The 16,153-nt window shown below is 48.7% G+C and carries 11 protein-coding genes and 1 pseudogene; 2 read left to right on the top strand and 10 right to left on the bottom strand.

Annotation, left to right across the window (positions count from 1 at the left end):
- From U868_RS0106515 to U868_RS25900, 9 genes and pseudogenes are all read right to left on the bottom strand, one after another.
- Positions 1-1,219: RHS repeat domain-containing protein (locus tag U868_RS0106515; RefSeq protein ID WP_029990783.1), on the bottom strand; the 1,219-nt coding region annotated here is incomplete at its 3' end.
- A gap of 65 nt (positions 1,220-1,284) precedes the next feature.
- Positions 1,285-1,605: a hypothetical protein gene (locus U868_RS0106510; protein ID WP_025152588.1), complete on the bottom strand. Its 321-nt coding sequence runs from the start codon at positions 1,603-1,605 to the stop codon at positions 1,285-1,287.
- Positions 1,602-6,101, bottom strand: a complete 4,500-nt coding sequence (locus tag U868_RS24050) for an RHS repeat-associated core domain-containing protein (protein ID WP_025152587.1) — start codon at positions 6,099-6,101, stop codon at positions 1,602-1,604. The genes U868_RS0106510 and U868_RS24050 overlap by 4 nt, the downstream gene beginning before the upstream one ends.
- 11 nt (positions 6,102-6,112) lie before the next feature.
- Positions 6,113-7,120: a DUF2169 family type VI secretion system accessory protein gene (locus U868_RS0106500; RefSeq protein ID WP_025152586.1), complete on the bottom strand. Its 1,008-nt coding sequence runs from the start codon at positions 7,118-7,120 to the stop codon at positions 6,113-6,115.
- 9 nt (positions 7,121-7,129) lie between these two features.
- Complete coding sequence (locus U868_RS0106495; protein ID WP_025152585.1) at positions 7,130-9,031, bottom strand: type VI secretion system Vgr family protein; 1,902 nt, start codon at positions 9,029-9,031, stop codon at positions 7,130-7,132.
- Positions 9,032-9,141: 110 nt separating this feature from the next.
- Entirely contained in the window at positions 9,142-9,660 is a 519-nt protein-coding gene (locus U868_RS0106490; protein ID WP_025152584.1) for an Hcp family type VI secretion system effector, read from the bottom strand.
- A 748-nt stretch (positions 9,661-10,408) separates the two neighbouring features.
- On the bottom strand, positions 10,409-10,540 hold the full coding sequence (locus U868_RS26150; RefSeq protein WP_275886617.1) for a hypothetical protein: 132 nt from the start codon (positions 10,538-10,540) through the stop codon (positions 10,409-10,411).
- Positions 10,533-10,966: pseudogene (locus U868_RS23490) on the bottom strand (RBBP9/YdeN family alpha/beta hydrolase). Before U868_RS23490 ends, U868_RS26150 begins: the two are co-directional and overlap by 8 nt.
- 16 nt (positions 10,967-10,982) lie before the next feature.
- On the bottom strand, positions 10,983-11,423 hold the full coding sequence (locus U868_RS25900; RefSeq protein WP_240182675.1) for a hypothetical protein: 441 nt from the start codon (positions 11,421-11,423) through the stop codon (positions 10,983-10,985).
- A 362-nt stretch (positions 11,424-11,785) separates the two neighbouring features.
- Here U868_RS25900 and U868_RS0106460 point away from each other — a divergent pair, with 362 nt between their 5' ends.
- Positions 11,786-12,031 carry a YmjA family protein gene (locus tag U868_RS0106460; protein WP_025152580.1) on the top strand — a complete coding sequence of 82 codons (246 nt, stop codon included), beginning with the start codon at positions 11,786-11,788 and terminating at the stop codon, positions 12,029-12,031.
- A 74-nt stretch (positions 12,032-12,105) separates the two neighbouring features.
- Here the strand turns inward: U868_RS0106460 and U868_RS0106455 are convergent, their stop codons facing one another.
- Positions 12,106-14,775, bottom strand: coding sequence for an autotransporter outer membrane beta-barrel domain-containing protein (locus U868_RS0106455; RefSeq protein WP_025152579.1), 2,670 nt, complete (start codon positions 14,773-14,775; stop codon positions 12,106-12,108).
- A 958-nt stretch (positions 14,776-15,733) separates the two neighbouring features.
- Here U868_RS0106455 and U868_RS0106445 point away from each other — a divergent pair.
- Positions 15,734-16,078: a helix-turn-helix domain-containing protein gene (locus U868_RS0106445; protein ID WP_025152578.1), complete on the top strand. Its 345-nt coding sequence runs from the start codon at positions 15,734-15,736 to the stop codon at positions 16,076-16,078.
- Positions 16,079-16,153: the final 75 nt, after the last annotated feature.

Raw genomic sequence — 16,153 nt, 5'->3', positions numbered from 1 at the left:
GTTTTTCGGGGGGATTACCGTAGTACAAGCCCGTTTCAGCATCTTCATATTGTCCCGCGAAGCGGAAGTGACATTCGGTGTAATTCGGGTCATTGGCACTGCTTTTCAGGCTCCAGAACGCCATTTGTCCCCACGTGTCCGGCCGTGCTGCCCAACTGACCGTCCCGGTTTCCGTGAAGATTTCACGCGGTGTGCCCTGATGGTCGGTGACCAGGTAATGCAGTTTCCCTTTTTCATACCGCGCCGCCGGAACCAGTGCGCCCGGCTCATACAGCCACTGAACCCCGGCGTCATACGCCACCGTGCCGTCCGCATACACCGGCACTTCCTCAATCATCTGATTGCCGGACCACAGGTACTGCCAACCACGGACCACCGGCGGCTGGTTCAGATGCTGAAGATGTACCGGTTCCTGTGCATTTACCACCTGATATTTGCTCAGGCGGCGGCCGAAGGCATCATAGGTGTAGCGCCAGCAGTCACCCTGCGGCGTGAAGCAGGATGTCAGCTGATTTAAGGTGTCCCACTGATAGCGCCACTCACGCGGCCGGAAGCCGTTCCGGTGTTCAGTTTTGCGTTCCAGCCGTCCGTTGATATCGTAGTGATAATCAAAATGACCGGTTGCCGTGGTGCGCCGGACCACCCGCCCCGCCTGCTGTTGCTGCGATAACTGATGCAGGGCACCCTGCGCCTCACCCGGTATCAGCGTCTGCTGCCGGATATTCAGGTTAGCATCGTAGCTGAACTGCTCTGTCTGAGGGTATAAACCGCCGAAGGACGTGTTCTCAATCTGGTCATTCTGATTATAGCGGTACTGCATACGGCGCCAGCGGTGGTCATCAATCGCCGTGATGTTATAGGCTTTGTCATACTGCCAGCTCCGGTTAACATCACTGGCGGCAGGTGGCTGTACCGGGTTGTCCCGCAACGCCTGAAGATAACTGTCCGACCCGCGCCCGGCGGTCTGATGCGCCAGTATACCGGTCGCCGTGTAATGGCGGGATGAGGCAAAACCGGACTGACTGTGACGCAGGTATTCCTGCCCGAGCGCATTGCGGCTCAATTGCAGCGGCTGATGTTTTCCGGCCTGGAACTGCGTCAGTTCGCCCTGTAATCCGTACTGATACTGTAATGCCTGCGACCCGAACCGGGTCTGTGTGAGCCGGTCTGTCTGCGCGTCCCACTCATGCTCAATCTCACGTCTAAGTAATCGAACCAACAACTACAAACACAACTGAGTAGCTCTAAAAACGCAAAAGTCAGAAGATCTGATGGTCTTTTGATTTATGAAAGCTTATCTATCCATTTAAATGTTATATTTACAGGATCTAGTTCTAACGTACTTTTATCGTGATTATAATTAAATTCACCATAAATTTTACCATCTCTTATACTTAATGTTTTCAATCCACATCCAAAACAAAAAGCAATTAAAACATCATTTAAATACAGTGAAATAGATACAGTTCCATCCACAGAGTATACAAAAATTAATTTGACACCCTCTCTACTAAAACAATAATTCCACTGTAAAAAATCCACATCAACACTTTCTGGTTCTATTCCAAAAATATCTAATATTTTGTCATCGAATTGTTCAATCATAATTTAGGGATCATAGTTGTTAGCCTTAAAGTTCCATCATTCATCACTTCCCAAGTAGATTCAAAGTGAGCAAATTTTCCACTTGGCCCAGCAAAAAGAGAATCTTTAGTTACAAAGGTTAAATTTTCACCTTTAACTGTTTTGGTAAATTGATTTGCAATATTAGATGGAGTATTAGCCGCTTGAATTAAATGATCTGACAACAATTTGTGGCCAGCTGGATTGTCAGCCACACCAAGCTGTTTCATAACCATTGCCATTTGTTCTGAGCGCGCTTTGTTATGCGGGTTAGAATTTACTCGACCAAAAAAATAGTCAAATTTACCCGAATCAATAATAGGACAACACATCAACCCAAACGGATCTATCCACCCCGTCGGATTGTGCACATACCCGTACGGGTTAAAGCCGCCTTCCAGTCCTATCGGATCGGGGCTGATGTACTGTCCCGTGTCCTTATCATAATAGCGGAACCGGTTGTAGTACAAGCCCGTTTCTGCATCTTCATATTGTCCCGCGAAGCGGAAGTGACATTCGGTATAATTCGGGTCATTGGCACTGGTTTTCAGGCTCCAGAACGCCATCTGTCCCCACGTGTCCGGCCGTGCTGCCCAACTGACCGTCCCGGTTTCCGTGAAGATTTCACGCGGCGTGCCCTGATGGTCGGTGACCAGGTAATGCAGTTTTCCTTTTTCATACCGCGCCGCCGGAACCAGTGCGCCCGGTTCATACAGCCACTGAACCCCTGCGTCATACGCCACCGCGCCGTCCGCATAGACCGGCACTTCCTCAATCATCTGATTGCCGGACCACAGGTACTGCCAACCACGGACCACCGGCTGCTGATTCAGATGCTGAAGATGTACCGGTTCCTGTGCATTCACCACCTGATATTTGCTCAGGCGGCGGCCGAAGGCATCATAGGTGTAACGCCAGCAGTCACCCTGCGGGGTGAAGCAGGATGTCAGCTGATTTAAGGTGTCCCACTGATAGCGCCACTCGCGCGGGCGGAAGCCGTTCCGGTGTTCTGTTTTCCGCTCCAGACGCCCGTTGATATCGTAGTGGTATTCCTGATGTCCTGTTGGTGTAGTACGCCGGACCACCCGCCCCGCCTGCTGTTGCTGCGATAACTGATGCAGGGCACCCTGCGCCTCACCCGGTATCAGCGTCTGCTGCCGGATGTTCAGGTTGGTATCGTAGCTGAACTGCTCTGTCTGAGGATATAAACCGCCGAAGGACGTGTGCTCAATCTGGTCATTCTGATTATAGCGGTACTGCATACGGCGCCAGCGGTGGTCATCAATCGCCGTGATGTTATAGGCTTTGTCATACTGCCAGCTCCGGTTAACATCACTGGCGGCAGGCGGCTGTACCGGGTTGTCCCGCAACGCCTGAAGATAACTGTCCGACCCGCGCCCGGCGGTCTGATGCGCCAGCATACCGGTCGCCGTGTAATGGCGCGATGAGGCAAAACCGGACTGACTGTGACGCAGGTATTCCTGCCCGAGCGCATTGCGGCTCAGTTGCAGCGGCTGATGTTTTCCGGCCTGAAACCGGGTCAGTTCACCCTGTAATCCGTACTGATACTGTAATGCCTGCGACCCGAACCGGGTCTGTGTGAGCCGGTCTGTCTGCGCGTCCCACTCATGCTGAATTTCACGGCCATTGATTTTTTCACAGATAAGCCGCCCGGCGGCGTCATACTCAAACTCCGTGACCGCATCCGGATTTTCGGCGCGGATAAGCTGCATCCGGGCGTTATATTCATAGTGCGTGGCGGATTTCAGTTCACTGCGTGTGCCGTCATCAAACCAGATATCCTGCCGGGTTATCAGCCCTTCCGGGGAGTACGACCAGCGGATTTCATGCTGATCCGGGTAACGGGTGGCTGTACGGCGGCCGAGCCGGTCATAACGGTACTGAATCTCCCGTCCGGTAAAATCGGTCTCGCGGATAATCTGCCCGGCTTTATCCCGCTCATAGCGGTATTCATCCCCGGCCGCATTAATCACTTTTTTCAGCCGCGTCAGGCCGTCATATTCAAAGCGGATTTCTGTACCGTCAGGGCGAACCATCGCCAGCAGCAGGTCAAACGGCCCGTAACGGTAACGGGTTATTTTGCCCTCGCCGTCAGTGACCGCCACCACCCGGCGTTCACTGTCATAATCAATATGCTGATGCACACCGTCAGGCAGGAAAATGTCACTGATACTGCCGTTAACCCCCGCATGAGACGGATCATAGTGATAACGGGTGGTATTATTCAGTGCATCCGTGAGATGGGTGAGGCGTCCGAAAGCGTCAGAAACAAATTCAGTGCTGTTCCGGTACGGGTCAGTCTGCTTAATGAGCTGATGCGTCTCATTGTACTGATACTGCCAGTGTGCGCCGCCCGGTAAAATGGCTTTTAATAACGCTCCGTACTGATCATATTCATAGTGTACGGTCTGCCCCTGCGGGGACGTCATGCCGGTCAGGTTTCCCTGCGGGTCATATTCCATTTTCCACGTATCATTAAACGGGCTGACAATGTCAGTCAGCAGCCCCCGTTCATTATACTGATACTCCGCAGAGCGCCCGTCCGGTAAAATGACCTGAGCCGGTGTTCCATCGTAATGGTAACAATAACGGGTCGTCTGCCCGGCGGCATTGGTCTCACTGACTTTCTGCCCGTTTTCCCACTCCGTCCTGATTTCTCTGCCCAGGGGATCAATACTGAGGGTCACCAGACCGGCATCATCGTAACAGTAATAAAACTGCCCGCCTTCATCATCATTGTATGTGGTCATCCGGTGAACATCATCATAAATAAACCGGCCGCCCCAGTAACCGGAAGGTGATTCACTGCGGGTAACCCGCCCGCGCTCATCATACTTAAGGAAATAATCGGTCTGATCGGTGTCATGCCAGCGGGTCATAAAGCCGTCAGCGGTATATTCGTGCCACAGGTGGTTCTGCTGAAAAGCATCACATTCACTCAGATAGCCGTGGCGGTCATACCGGCAGGTCACCAGCGGAGGGGAAGCGGGTGAACCGGCCAGACTGATCGTGATTAACTGACCGTCACAGTAACTGAAACTGAGCAGCGCCGTACCATTCCGGGTTAACCGTATAAGATGGTGTTCATCGTTATAATGAAAATCAAGACGCTGCCCGTTGCTGTCTGTAATGGCAGACAGTTTGCGGGTATTTCCGCAGACATGATTAAAGTGCTGTGTCAGTTGAGTGCGGTTATCAGACAGACGGATGTCGCCGTCCCGCGTGCCTGTCAGTAACGCGCGGGGATAACAGACGTTGCGGATATTCAGGGTGTTCTCCGAAACCGGATACATTACCTTCACCCCTTCATTATCATGGTAAATCAGGGTATCCGGGCCAACCTCAATCCGTGCTGACCAGTTATCCGCCCATTTCGGACCAAATAACCCCGATATCGCCGCGGTAGATCGATAAGTCCGCTGTAACGATACCGGCAACAATCCGGGAAGGTTCAGAACCGGCCAGACCTGGATAAAATCCCCGGTTGCCACATCCACAGGATCCGACATACAGGATGATGTTTCTGCGGAAGAGCCCTCTTTTTTTCCGCTGACGGTATTTTCATTCTGAGGTTTGGTTCTGACAGGCACAACTTTGGGGGCAGCAGGCGTTTTACTGAAAACCCGGGTAAGTGCTTTGATGCCCTTTCTGGCCAATGCCGCAACACCATAAACACCGGTACCCAGCTCAGCAGCATGATAGACAGAGGCTCCCGCTTTCTGGGCCCCATTTTTTAATTCAAGCCGGGGCAGGGTTATCTTATTTTCGTCTTTTGCTATTTCTCTTGCGGCTTCAACCCGCGTCTGTGTTTCCTCTTTCGTGCTGAACACAAACTGACTGTAGGCCCGCTGTTCCGCATTAAATGCCGCCATATTTGCAGACCCCCTGAGCAGCATGTCAGCCGGGGTGATAATGCTTTCATTAATACCTTCTCTGACAAATCCTTCCAGAGCATCATGCTCATACGCTGACAGTGCTGTGTCTGTGTTTCTTTTATAAATGTCTCCGTTCACCTCATCCAGTTTTTCAAAAATTGATTTTTCCTTCTGAGGCTCAACCGGGTCTGCGGTTTTTGCAATATTGTGTTCCTTCTCAAGGGTATACAGAACAGCCGGAACATTATTATTGTTCATCATGACATCGGAACCATGGAACGCCGCCGGTTTTTTGCAAAAATTGACCGTTGGTGAACCACTGGTGATCACGCAGTCCCCGCTGCCCAGGCTGGTACCGGAGATAATGCCGGAACCGGCATTTCCCTGAGTGCCTTTAATGACGCTGCCAACCGTCAGCGTCGACACACCGTTCACCCGGACGGTTTTGACATAGGTTTGTTCTGCTCCCAGTTGCTGAAAACTGTCAAACGGAATAACAGAGTTACCGACCTGACAGACATCCGGACCGGATGACACCACGCAGTAATCCGCGTTTTTATTACCCACCACTTTTTTGGTCATCGTCCGTGTCCTTATGACAGTTTGTACGCATGGATCTGAAGGGGAATACCGGGGAGAATATCCGTCAGACTGTATCGCCAGGTCAGGCAGAGCTTACGCTCGTCCAGAGAAAGATGTACGGTATCGAGGACACAGTCATCCGGCACCAGCGGCTCTCCCGGGATATCCTGTACCGCAAAAAAACCGATTTCAGGTAACCGGAATGAGGCTTCCGGCACCTCCGGAAACATCCCCCGGATGGTCAGTGTTTCATTGCCGTCAAAATAGCCTTCCTGTTGCTGGTCAGCCGGCGCGCCCATAAAGAAATCCGGTTTAAAATCTGCGGGATAATAAGGCCGTGTGTTTTCCAGCCAGTCATTATCATACGTACCGGCATACTGAAGACGCGGTGACCACCACCGGCTGTACAGCCCGAACCCGGCCGCCGGCCACGGCATGCCGAAAACCGGCGGTACAGATTCAGACCCCGGCAGGGTGATCCGGGGAAGAGGATACCGCGCTGATTTATCGGCATTATCCGCAGAGAACCAGCCTGTTCCGACCGGATTAGCCGGATATGCCCCGGAAATATCATGACCGCCATACGCATTTTCATAAATCAGCGGTAATGCCGTCACTGCTGCCGGTGCATCCGCTTTCCAGCCCTGATGATATGACCAGAAACGCGGACCACTCAGTGTCAGTTGCTTTTGCAGTTGCCCGAACGTGAACCCGGCGATCCACTGAGGCTGCGGTATGTTATCCGTTGTGTAAGCTGTGCCGGTGATGTAAAACTCCCCCCCGGGTTTACGGAAAATCAGATCTGTTTCAGTCAGCAGACTGCTGTTTTCGGGGTTGTTCCGGTATCTGTCCGCCATAATGACCGGCTGTTGTTCATCTGAAAAACTGCATTGTCCGGTCACCGGGTCAATATCACAGGTAACTCTGACCACCACCGTAAACCAGTGCTCTCCCCTGTACCCGAGTTTTCTGAAGGCAAAATGCGGGAACGGCGTCTGATTGATAACATGTACCGGCATGCGGTTTCCTCAGTTAATATCCACATCTTTGCCGGTGATCTGCACCGGACCACTGGCTTCAAAGCTGAATGCAGTGCCGTTGATTGTCACCCGTCCGGCACTGTCCATCCGCAATACACTGGCACCGCAGCGCAGTTCGATCACATCACCGGCGGTCACTGACAGGGTATTTCCCACCGCCACGGTTTTATGTTTCCCGACGGTTTCGCTGTTATTTTCCCCGATCACCGCTGTCCGGTGACCCAGAACGGTCATACTCTGATCTTTCTCAATCCGCTCACTGTGATTCGCTTTCACCAGCGTACTGCGGTCATTCAGTACCACCGTGTCCATATCCCGCTGGGCATGAATAAAGACCTGCTGCTTCCCGTTTTCATCCTCAAAGCGCAGCTCGTTGAATCCATCGCCTTTGTGCGTTTTTGTCCGGAAAGCCGTTTGTGTTTTACTGCCCGGGAATGCCGACGGTGGTGAATTACGTCCGTTATAGGTACAGCCGGTGATAATCGGGCGGTCAATATCGCCGTTAAGATACGAGACAATGACTTCCTGGCCGATACGCGGTACAGCGGAGAAACCATAGCCGCTGCCGTTCCAGCCCATCGCCACCCGTACCCAGCAGGACGCGCTGTGGTCGGGGTTCGCATAGCGATCCCAGTGAAAATAGACTTTCACCGCGCCCTGTTCGTTGGTGTAAATTTCTTCCCCTTTCGGGCCAACTACGGTAGCCAGCTCGTCACCGTCCGCCTGCGGGCGGAAACGGAACGGCGGCCGCCATTCGCGGGTGCCGGGGATAAACTTCACCGTGTTGCTGAACGTTGTCCCTTCACCGCCGCTGTTATCCGCCAGCGGCTGGGTACCACGATGATTAACCGTAATCACCTGCCACGGCTGATTCATCACCGCCGACGGGTGGTTGCTCAGGGTGAAGATTTTACCCGGCATCAGGGCAAAACAGTTGGTGCCCGCCGTGCCGGTCTGACGTTCATTCTGCGACTGTTCGTAACGCAGCCGGGTGAACGGCTTACCGGTTTCATCATCACGGTAACGACCGTAACTTTCATACACCGGATGCTGTTTATGCACCTCACCGGTAACTTCATGTTTAAACGGATAAGACGGACGGTCCGGGTTGTAATCTTTCTGGATAATGACATCACTGCACAGCTGTTCGGCGTAGCGCCATGAAAAGGCCGTACTGTCACCGGTGTCTGTATCCGCCTGCGGGTTATAGGTCAGGTGAATACCGGCGGTCATACCAAGGTGATTGTCACTGTAAAACAGTTTCGGGCCTTCCTCGAACCAGAAGTTAATCCCCTCTTCTGCCGCCAGACGGCACCAGAAATCCCAGGCAGATTCCCGCTTCTGGGTGATGTAATCGCGTTTCTGATGCAGTTCGTCCTGATAGAATTTCAGGTCATTTTTGACATGGGCTTCTTTAAGCAATGTTGCCAGCACTTCCGGCACCGATTGCTTCTGGAAGATGCGGCTGTCCTGGTTAAGGGTCATGATCCACATTTCCGGGCGGATCAGAAAGTGATACCAGGTTTTGTTGCCGTCGGTGTTGCCCTGTTCCGCAGAGGCCAGCAGTCCCTGCACGGTACGGACTTTGACGCCGTCACGGGTGACCGTCAGTGACGCGGCAGAGCCGAGATGATCCTCAAAGGTGATCGACGGCAGCAGGCTGACGGCGCTGATGGTCAGCGAAAACAGCGAGGACAGGGATTCACTGAGTGAAAACTCGGTGACCAAAAAGGTTTGCTCCGGTAACTGACCGATTTTACAGGTAAATACCAACCCGGAAGGCGAATTGCCGGAAAGCAGCGATAACGCCGTCTGCGCCGGTTGTTGAACAAGGGAGTCTTTCAGTGCGGCAATATCTGCCGCCTTCTTTTTGGGGTCTTCAGCAAGCATGCCGGCTCCGGTACGGGTCTGACGGATGAATGCCCGGCATGCCGGTGTTCTTCGTAATAAAGCAAAAACACCACAAACCCCGGACGGGATTTGTGGTGTAAATCAGTACATTACGCTTCGATTGGCGCACGCCAGTCATCAGCACCGGAGGTGCCTGCAACGGTGTGATCCCAGCTGACTTTACGGTAGGACAGCGAGACTTCAATCAGCTGCGTGTAATCCGATTTGGACGGATCCTGGCAGTGAGGCATTTTGCAGTCGATATTGACGATAGTGGCATCTTCCAGTGACGTGGTGAAGAAGTGCTCCTGTTTACCTTCAACAGACGTGCGGTACCATTTCAGTTCGACATTCGGCAGCATTTCACCGGCCGCCAGGGCGTTGTACAGCAGCGGAACCGCTTTGTTCATTGCCACAGTAAATTTGAACGGACGGTGTGCACGCTGACCGGACGGCTGACCGGACTGCGGATCTGTCGGAACGGTGACGATATGGTCAAACTGCTGTACCAGCATCTCATCTTCGTGACCCTGTACATAGATGTTGCCGACAGACTCAGCGGTAAAGGCACCGGCAGTGATGTTGCCCTGGGTTTTGCCTTCGATGGAGATATAGCACGGAGTTGGCATGGTAAATTCCTTATAATATAAAATGATAACAATGAGTTATCTGACAATATGTTGCCATCAGCCAATGCGCATGGTGGTAAGCCGCGAAATAATAAATTTCACTTACCGGTCTGTAAAGACCAGAAAGATGTTTGTATCTCACAGGATCCGTCACTTAAGTTAAAATCGTTGTAAAAACAGGATATATGACTACATGGAAGAGCTGATTAAGAGTTAGTAGGTGTAATAATTCAGATCACAAAAAAAACAAATCACTACGTTTTTTAACATAACTATCTAACATATTGTAAAAAATAAGAAAAAAGCCATTTTTTTTCAGATCACAGAAATAAAATATGTAACAAAATACAAAGCATCAATAACAATATGAATAATAACAATAAAAATGAAATTTCAGGGAAATATTACAAAAATACCGTATTTTTCACTCTGCCCGGTGCGACATAACCGGCCAAAAACACTATATTCTGCTGTTTTATTTTTATTTTTTCCTTTTTAAAAAAATAATACTTTTATTTCAATATATTAAAAAGACAGGAAATCACCCGCCACTGCAACCAAACTGCACATCTGTGCTTCAGCCGGGATCTGCGCCCCCGGGTAAAGGTGTATCACCGGACATTAACGCTGTTGGTACGGAGGCGCTATGTGTCATCATGCAGGCGGATATCGTAATGTCATAAGCATGCCCTTTTTTTCCGGTTCAGTGATAACCCGTACATCCGCAATCAGTTTCGTTTTATCGGAATTAAACAGCACAATCCGCGCCCGCCCACACCGAAGACAATACCGGCAGCAGTATAAAAGGCAGTGAATAAAGACAGGTGGCTATCAGAAAATAACGGGCGGTAATACTGAATTTTTTAATATCTTCAAACATATTTCGTCCCTGCTTCGGCAACCTGCAATCCCCTTCCCGTAAAGTCTTCAAACACCCGTTCACCGCCGGGCCAGGCGCCATAGCCGGAAGCGGTATTAAAATGCCCGGCACCGGGGACAAAATGTGTTTCACATCCCCATTGTGATGCCAGTATCTGCGCACGGGCTTCACTGAGGTGTGCATCATTATTGCTGTATATCAGCATCGCACGGTATTTCAGTAAACCGGACGGTAACGGGCTCTGCTGCAGGAATACTGTGCAGCCCACTGGGCGGCGGTTACCGCTCCGCAACTGTGACCCGGCAGAACAATATCCCCTGCTGTGTGCGCAATTGCCTGATTCAGGCTGTCGATCCAGATTTCCCGTGACGGGTTATTCCGGTCCCCCTGCTGTACACGAAAAACATTGCGGTATTTTCTTTCCATAAAGGACTGCCAGTGTTCAGGCCCTGAATTCGTATAACCCGGAACGATGAGATAAGTCGTTTTCTGTCGGCAGACTGGCAACTTTATGTATATTAAGCAGGCTTTCAGGAGAATGGAGCGTATAAAAATACGCCATGCTGATATCCGGCGGAAACGTTTCTGTATCATGGAAAGCGTAAATATCCTCCCAGCCAGCATTGAGCCTGCTGTTTTCTCTGACAGACACGACCCAGCCATATGCAGGATGACGGCTTACTTTACCGCCGCGTTTATTAAATATTATGTTATCTGCAATTATTTTACTGAAAGATCCGGATGCGGCATTTTCATTCATACTGAAATTTTCAAACGGAACCGAATAAAAATGAGCATGATGAAACCGAAAAAGAGAATAGTTATCAGCTTTAATATTTTCGTTTATATTTAAACGTGTTAAATAAGATGAAATATCCTTCACGCCGCGCTCCTGCAATCAATCCGCCTGCCGGTTGAGTTGATATGATGATTTTGCCTTTGTTCTTAAATAGTAAACACAAGATGCTATAAAACAAGATAAACTGAAGATGAAAATCATCAGAAAAATAATTTCACCTCTCTAATTAAATATAAAATACAGAAAAATTAACAGGATGGTATGAGTGATTTTTTTATTTAATTTTATATTAAAAAATAAAAAAGAATCTTTACGGAAATTATTTCCACCCAACCATTCACGCAGAAAATACAATAATTCGCCGGGTAAGGTGCGAAAACGAAGCCGGATCGGCTACAATGGTACGATACACACCACTGACACCGGCGTTAACCCCGGAGGGATTTATGGAAAATATAGTACCGGATAAATACTACGATATTGCTGATGAGTACGCGCTGGAATCGGAAGATCCGGTTGAAGAACAGGAATATGACGGACTGGCACACTATTTTCAGTTACTGATCACCTGTCTGACGAAAAATGAAGAGATCAGTGAGGAAGCCCAGAAAAAGATGGCGGCTGAAGCCGGTATCGATAAACAGCGTATCGATGATATTGCTGAATTTCTCAACCGCTGGGGTAATGATTAAGTCACTATCAGCGCCGGATACAAAAAAGCCGGGATAACCGCATTCCTGTTATCCCGGCCGGATGTTACTGACCGTTAAAAGCGGTATTTCAGGCCTAACATGCCCTGCGTATCCGAGTAGTGATCACTGCCGGTCTGCTGCGCCACGTTAAACCAGATATCCGCATTGCGGGTCAGTTGTCCTTCAACCCCCACTTTAATTTCACCGATATTACGGGTGCCTGACTGACTGACGTGAGCACTGTCCATGGAAACACCCGCCATCTTACTGTTATTCAGCCAGTTAATTTCAGCAAACGGCTGGAAGTGACGATCATTGTTTTTATCCTGCAGCGCCTGTCCCAGTCCATATACTCTTACCCCGAGACGGGTCTGAATATTCCCTTCACCGGTCGCCGATACGCGGGTGCCGCCCCGCTCTGTGTGGGTATCCATTTTCACCCCCATATAGGTCACCTGCGCTTTCGGCTGGATATACCAGCGGTTAATGCTGCCTTCACTGCCCTGTGTTTCATTGATCAGGAAGCTGTACCCGGCTTCGGCAGAAAGTGTGATACCGTCAGAGTTATATTTTTCTTCTGCCAATCCCCGTCTTTCAACCCGGTTTTTAAACCAGTTATATTGTACCCAGCTGTCAACATACAGGCCGGTTTTATCCGCCTCATTAGCATAGTAAGTACCGTATATCCCGGCGCTGTACCCGTCAGCATGTGAGGTTGATTCCGTGCTTTTTACACTGTTTGCGGTTTTACCGCTGATGCGGCCATATCCCGCCATCAGCCCGATATGGTAACGGTTAAGATCATTATCAGACCACTGTGCGATATCGCCGCCCAATTGTGCCACATACCGGTTTGTCCCGGTTCTTAACTGGCCGTTGCCGCTTTTCACCACTGAGTGCCCGGCCACATTCCGCAGCCACAGACTGGTGACTTTACGCTCACCGGTCAGCACATCGGTATACTGGGTTTCACCGAGGCGATCATGCAGACGTACATTAAACAGGGTATTCGCCATCTGCAGGTTACTGATATACCCCCCTGCTTCCGGGCGGATAGCCGGATTTACCGGCGGCTTTATAATGGGTTTTTCCGGTTCAGGATCGGGATCAGGCTTTGGTTTTGGTTCTGGTTCCGGTTCCGGCTCAGGATCCGGTTTTGACGGGGTATATTCTGATGTCAGATACCAGTTTTTTTCATTACCGTTTTTACCGCGTCCCAGAGAATAATCATATGCTCCCGCGACAATCGGCCCGCTCTGAGTGAATATACCGTCAGAAATACCGTCAACCGTGATAACTTCAATGCCGTTGAGTATGGTCAGCCCGCCCTGCCCGCCGATATTCACAAAACTGACCGTCGTGGTGCCGGCAGAATTACCTTTTATCCGCAGTTTATCCGTCAGTGAATTATCGTCATTCAATACGGTATTGAGGATTACGTGCCCGCCGTTACCGGTATAGTCACCAGCCACGGTCAGTGTTTTCGGGACAAAGGCATCCGGATCGGTCAGATCGTCCGGAGAGTTATAACGGAGTGTCGCACCGGTCAGTGTCAGGTTTGACAGCACAGAATCAGCGGTCATATTCCAGAGACTGTTTGTACCGGCAATATCCAGGTTGATGGTGCCGTTTGTGGTCGTATTCGGTGCGCCTGCCGCATTATATTCCAGTGAATTGGTACTGCCGGTAAACCGGCTGTTATCCGCCATCTGCAGGTCAACAATCCCTTTTGTCTCAGCTTTCATATCACCGTCAACGGTGAATACACTGCGGATGCTGTCACCGGACAGGCGATCAGAAGAGGATATCTGTGAATCAGCCCCTTTGGCATACAGGGCAAACTTCCGGCCGTCACTGGTCACATTAATGGTGGTATCACCGCCGAGATAAACCTGACTGCCGGCAGTGACCGTTGCACCACCGGCCTTTTTCGATCCGGCTTCCGCATAAATACCGTGTGCCGTTGTGCCTTCGGCGCGGATATCCGTTGAACCCAGTTCGATAATGCCGCCTTTGTTGGCATAAACCGCATGGGCTGAGCCCCCGTTTGCCACAATGGTGCTGTTGTCACCGATCACCACACGGGCATCCCCGGTTGCCGCAGAGTTGGTGTTCCCGGCATAAACGGCATAACCGGTGCCGAATTCACGCCCGAATATTTCCAGATTGCTGCCGGCTTCGTGAGAAATAATGACCGCATTTTTTCCGAGTGTGATCAGGTTTTCGTTTGTGCCGGTGGTTGATGAATTAGCACGCACCCCCATCCCGAATGCATCAATATAGGCATCGTCACCCACGGTAATCACTGTGCCGTTACTTTCCTTACCGGCGTTCAGGCCATCAGCGGAAGAACCGGTGGTTTTAATGGTTAACTTATCAATATTGATTTTACTGGCACCGTTTTTTGTCACGATACCGTCCGCTTTGGCGCCGCTGGTTGCAATATTCAGTTTATTGAAATTATAGATGCTGCTGTTCCCGTAAACCGCCCAGCCCTGCAGCGGTGACACAGAGGCGTCCGGTGTCGTGTTGATGGTCACACTCGCGTAATCAGATAATGCCGTTCCGCCGTGTTCACCGGCGCTGTAATAATAGATGGTCGAGGTACAGGTCAGGTGTCTTTTTCCGTCACCGTCTGTCACCGATGTACAGGGATCCGCCATACCGGGAAATGAATATAATCCCGTTCCCAGTATAACCGATAGCGGTAATGCAAAATCTTTTACAGATTTATATTTTTTCATAAGGGAAAACCTCCCGGCGTAAAAATAAAAGCAGGACATAAATTCAAAAATTAATTAAAGGTATCATCACTGTCTTTATTAATATAAAAAGTCAGCAGGACAATATTATTATCAGTAATAACTAAGGTTATATTCACGAGTAACACTACGTGTATTTATATATTATTACAACCACGATGATAGATAAGACATTCTTATGATATTTATGTTAATAAATTGTTTTCATTATTTTTATCTGACATTTCAATGAATTAATATGAAAGATGTAAGCAAACGTTACTTGGTAACAAAAAACCCGGAATGTTTGTTCTTTATTTATCTACAATTGGATTAACAATAGAATAAAACACTAAAATATTGCTTTTTACATGTAATTTAATAAATTGAAATCAAAAAAAACAATATTATGTTGCAAACGTTATTTTTTATAACATGTTAACACCTTAAATTTAACCATCATTTAATGTCACTGACATAACAATCCTGTTAGGATAAAAACAACATAACTAACTGTAAAATAAGAAGTAGTGAGATATTATTTTATAACCATAGCAGCGAAACCAACTGAAAATACACTTTTTCCGCAGATAAAATAATGCTCTTTTTACCTCTTCTTACTTAATAAGTGTTACCGGACGATACACAGAAAAGATCGAATAAAAAATTTCAACAAAAAAATCATGTAAAACATGAGATATTCTTTATATTTTGCGCTGTATCAAATAAAAGCGATTAAATTACACATCTATTTTGTAAATTTATGAAAATAATAAAACATACCAATATTATATTTGCATCAAAAAATAACATGTGTTATTTAATTTTAATCATCAGATACAAATCTCATTTTTTTAAAAAAAACACCAGACATGTTAATAAGACTAAAAAACACAACCGATAATTATTTGCCGGTAATAACAACCATTCCTGCTATGACAGATTTAATCTACGGAGATAAATGGTGCAGAAATATCAATGCATAGATTCAGATTTACTCAATAAAAATATCGGGGAGGTACTGTACAGATTTCGTAAGCTGAAAAAAATAAGCGGTGAGAAGTTAGGCTTTACACTTGAAATCAGTCAGCAGCAGGTCTCCCGCTATGAGCTGGGTAAAGGAAATCTGACGGTCAGTCTGTTGTTCAGGGTACTCACTGCACTGGATATTTCACTGATTGTTTTTCTCAACGAACTCAGAAAACAATATGATTCCGCTGATGTCGTTCACACCTTGCTGGATATAGATAATTTATTGTTTTTTAACAAAAATTTAAATAAATCTGATTTTATATTGTTAAAATAATCCCGCCTTCCTGCCCCGGCTATGCCATTGTCACCGGGGTCATTATCCTTCTCAATAAATAGCCCGACGCTGTTA

The sequence above is a fragment of the Morganella morganii H1r genome (genome assembly GCF_000633515.1).
Taxonomy (GTDB): domain Bacteria; phylum Pseudomonadota; class Gammaproteobacteria; order Enterobacterales; family Enterobacteriaceae; genus Morganella; species Morganella morganii_B.
Note: the sequence above shows the minus strand (reverse complement) of the source record. Positions and strands in the feature narration are given on the sequence as shown.

Coding starts and splice junctions, on each gene's coding strand:
- U868_RS0106495 (WP_025152585.1), bottom strand. CDS start 9,031: ATGCTTGCTGAAGACCCCAAAAAGAAGGCGGCAGATATTGCCGCACTG.
- U868_RS24050 (WP_025152587.1), bottom strand. CDS start 6,101: ATGACCAAAAAAGTGGTGGGTAATAAAAACGCGGATTACTGCGTGGTG.
- U868_RS26150 (WP_275886617.1), bottom strand. CDS start 10,540: ATGTTTGAAGATATTAAAAAATTCAGTATTACCGCCCGTTATTTTCTG.
- U868_RS0106455 (WP_025152579.1), bottom strand. CDS start 14,775: ATGAAAAAATATAAATCTGTAAAAGATTTTGCATTACCGCTATCGGTT.
- U868_RS0106445 (WP_025152578.1), top strand. CDS start 15,734: ATGGTGCAGAAATATCAATGCATAGATTCAGATTTACTCAATAAAAAT.
- U868_RS0106490 (WP_025152584.1), bottom strand. CDS start 9,660: ATGCCAACTCCGTGCTATATCTCCATCGAAGGCAAAACCCAGGGCAAC.
- U868_RS0106460 (WP_025152580.1), top strand. CDS start 11,786: ATGGAAAATATAGTACCGGATAAATACTACGATATTGCTGATGAGTAC.
- U868_RS0106500 (WP_025152586.1), bottom strand. CDS start 7,120: ATGCCGGTACATGTTATCAATCAGACGCCGTTCCCGCATTTTGCCTTC.
- U868_RS0106510 (WP_025152588.1), bottom strand. CDS start 1,605: ATGATTGAACAATTCGATGACAAAATATTAGATATTTTTGGAATAGAA.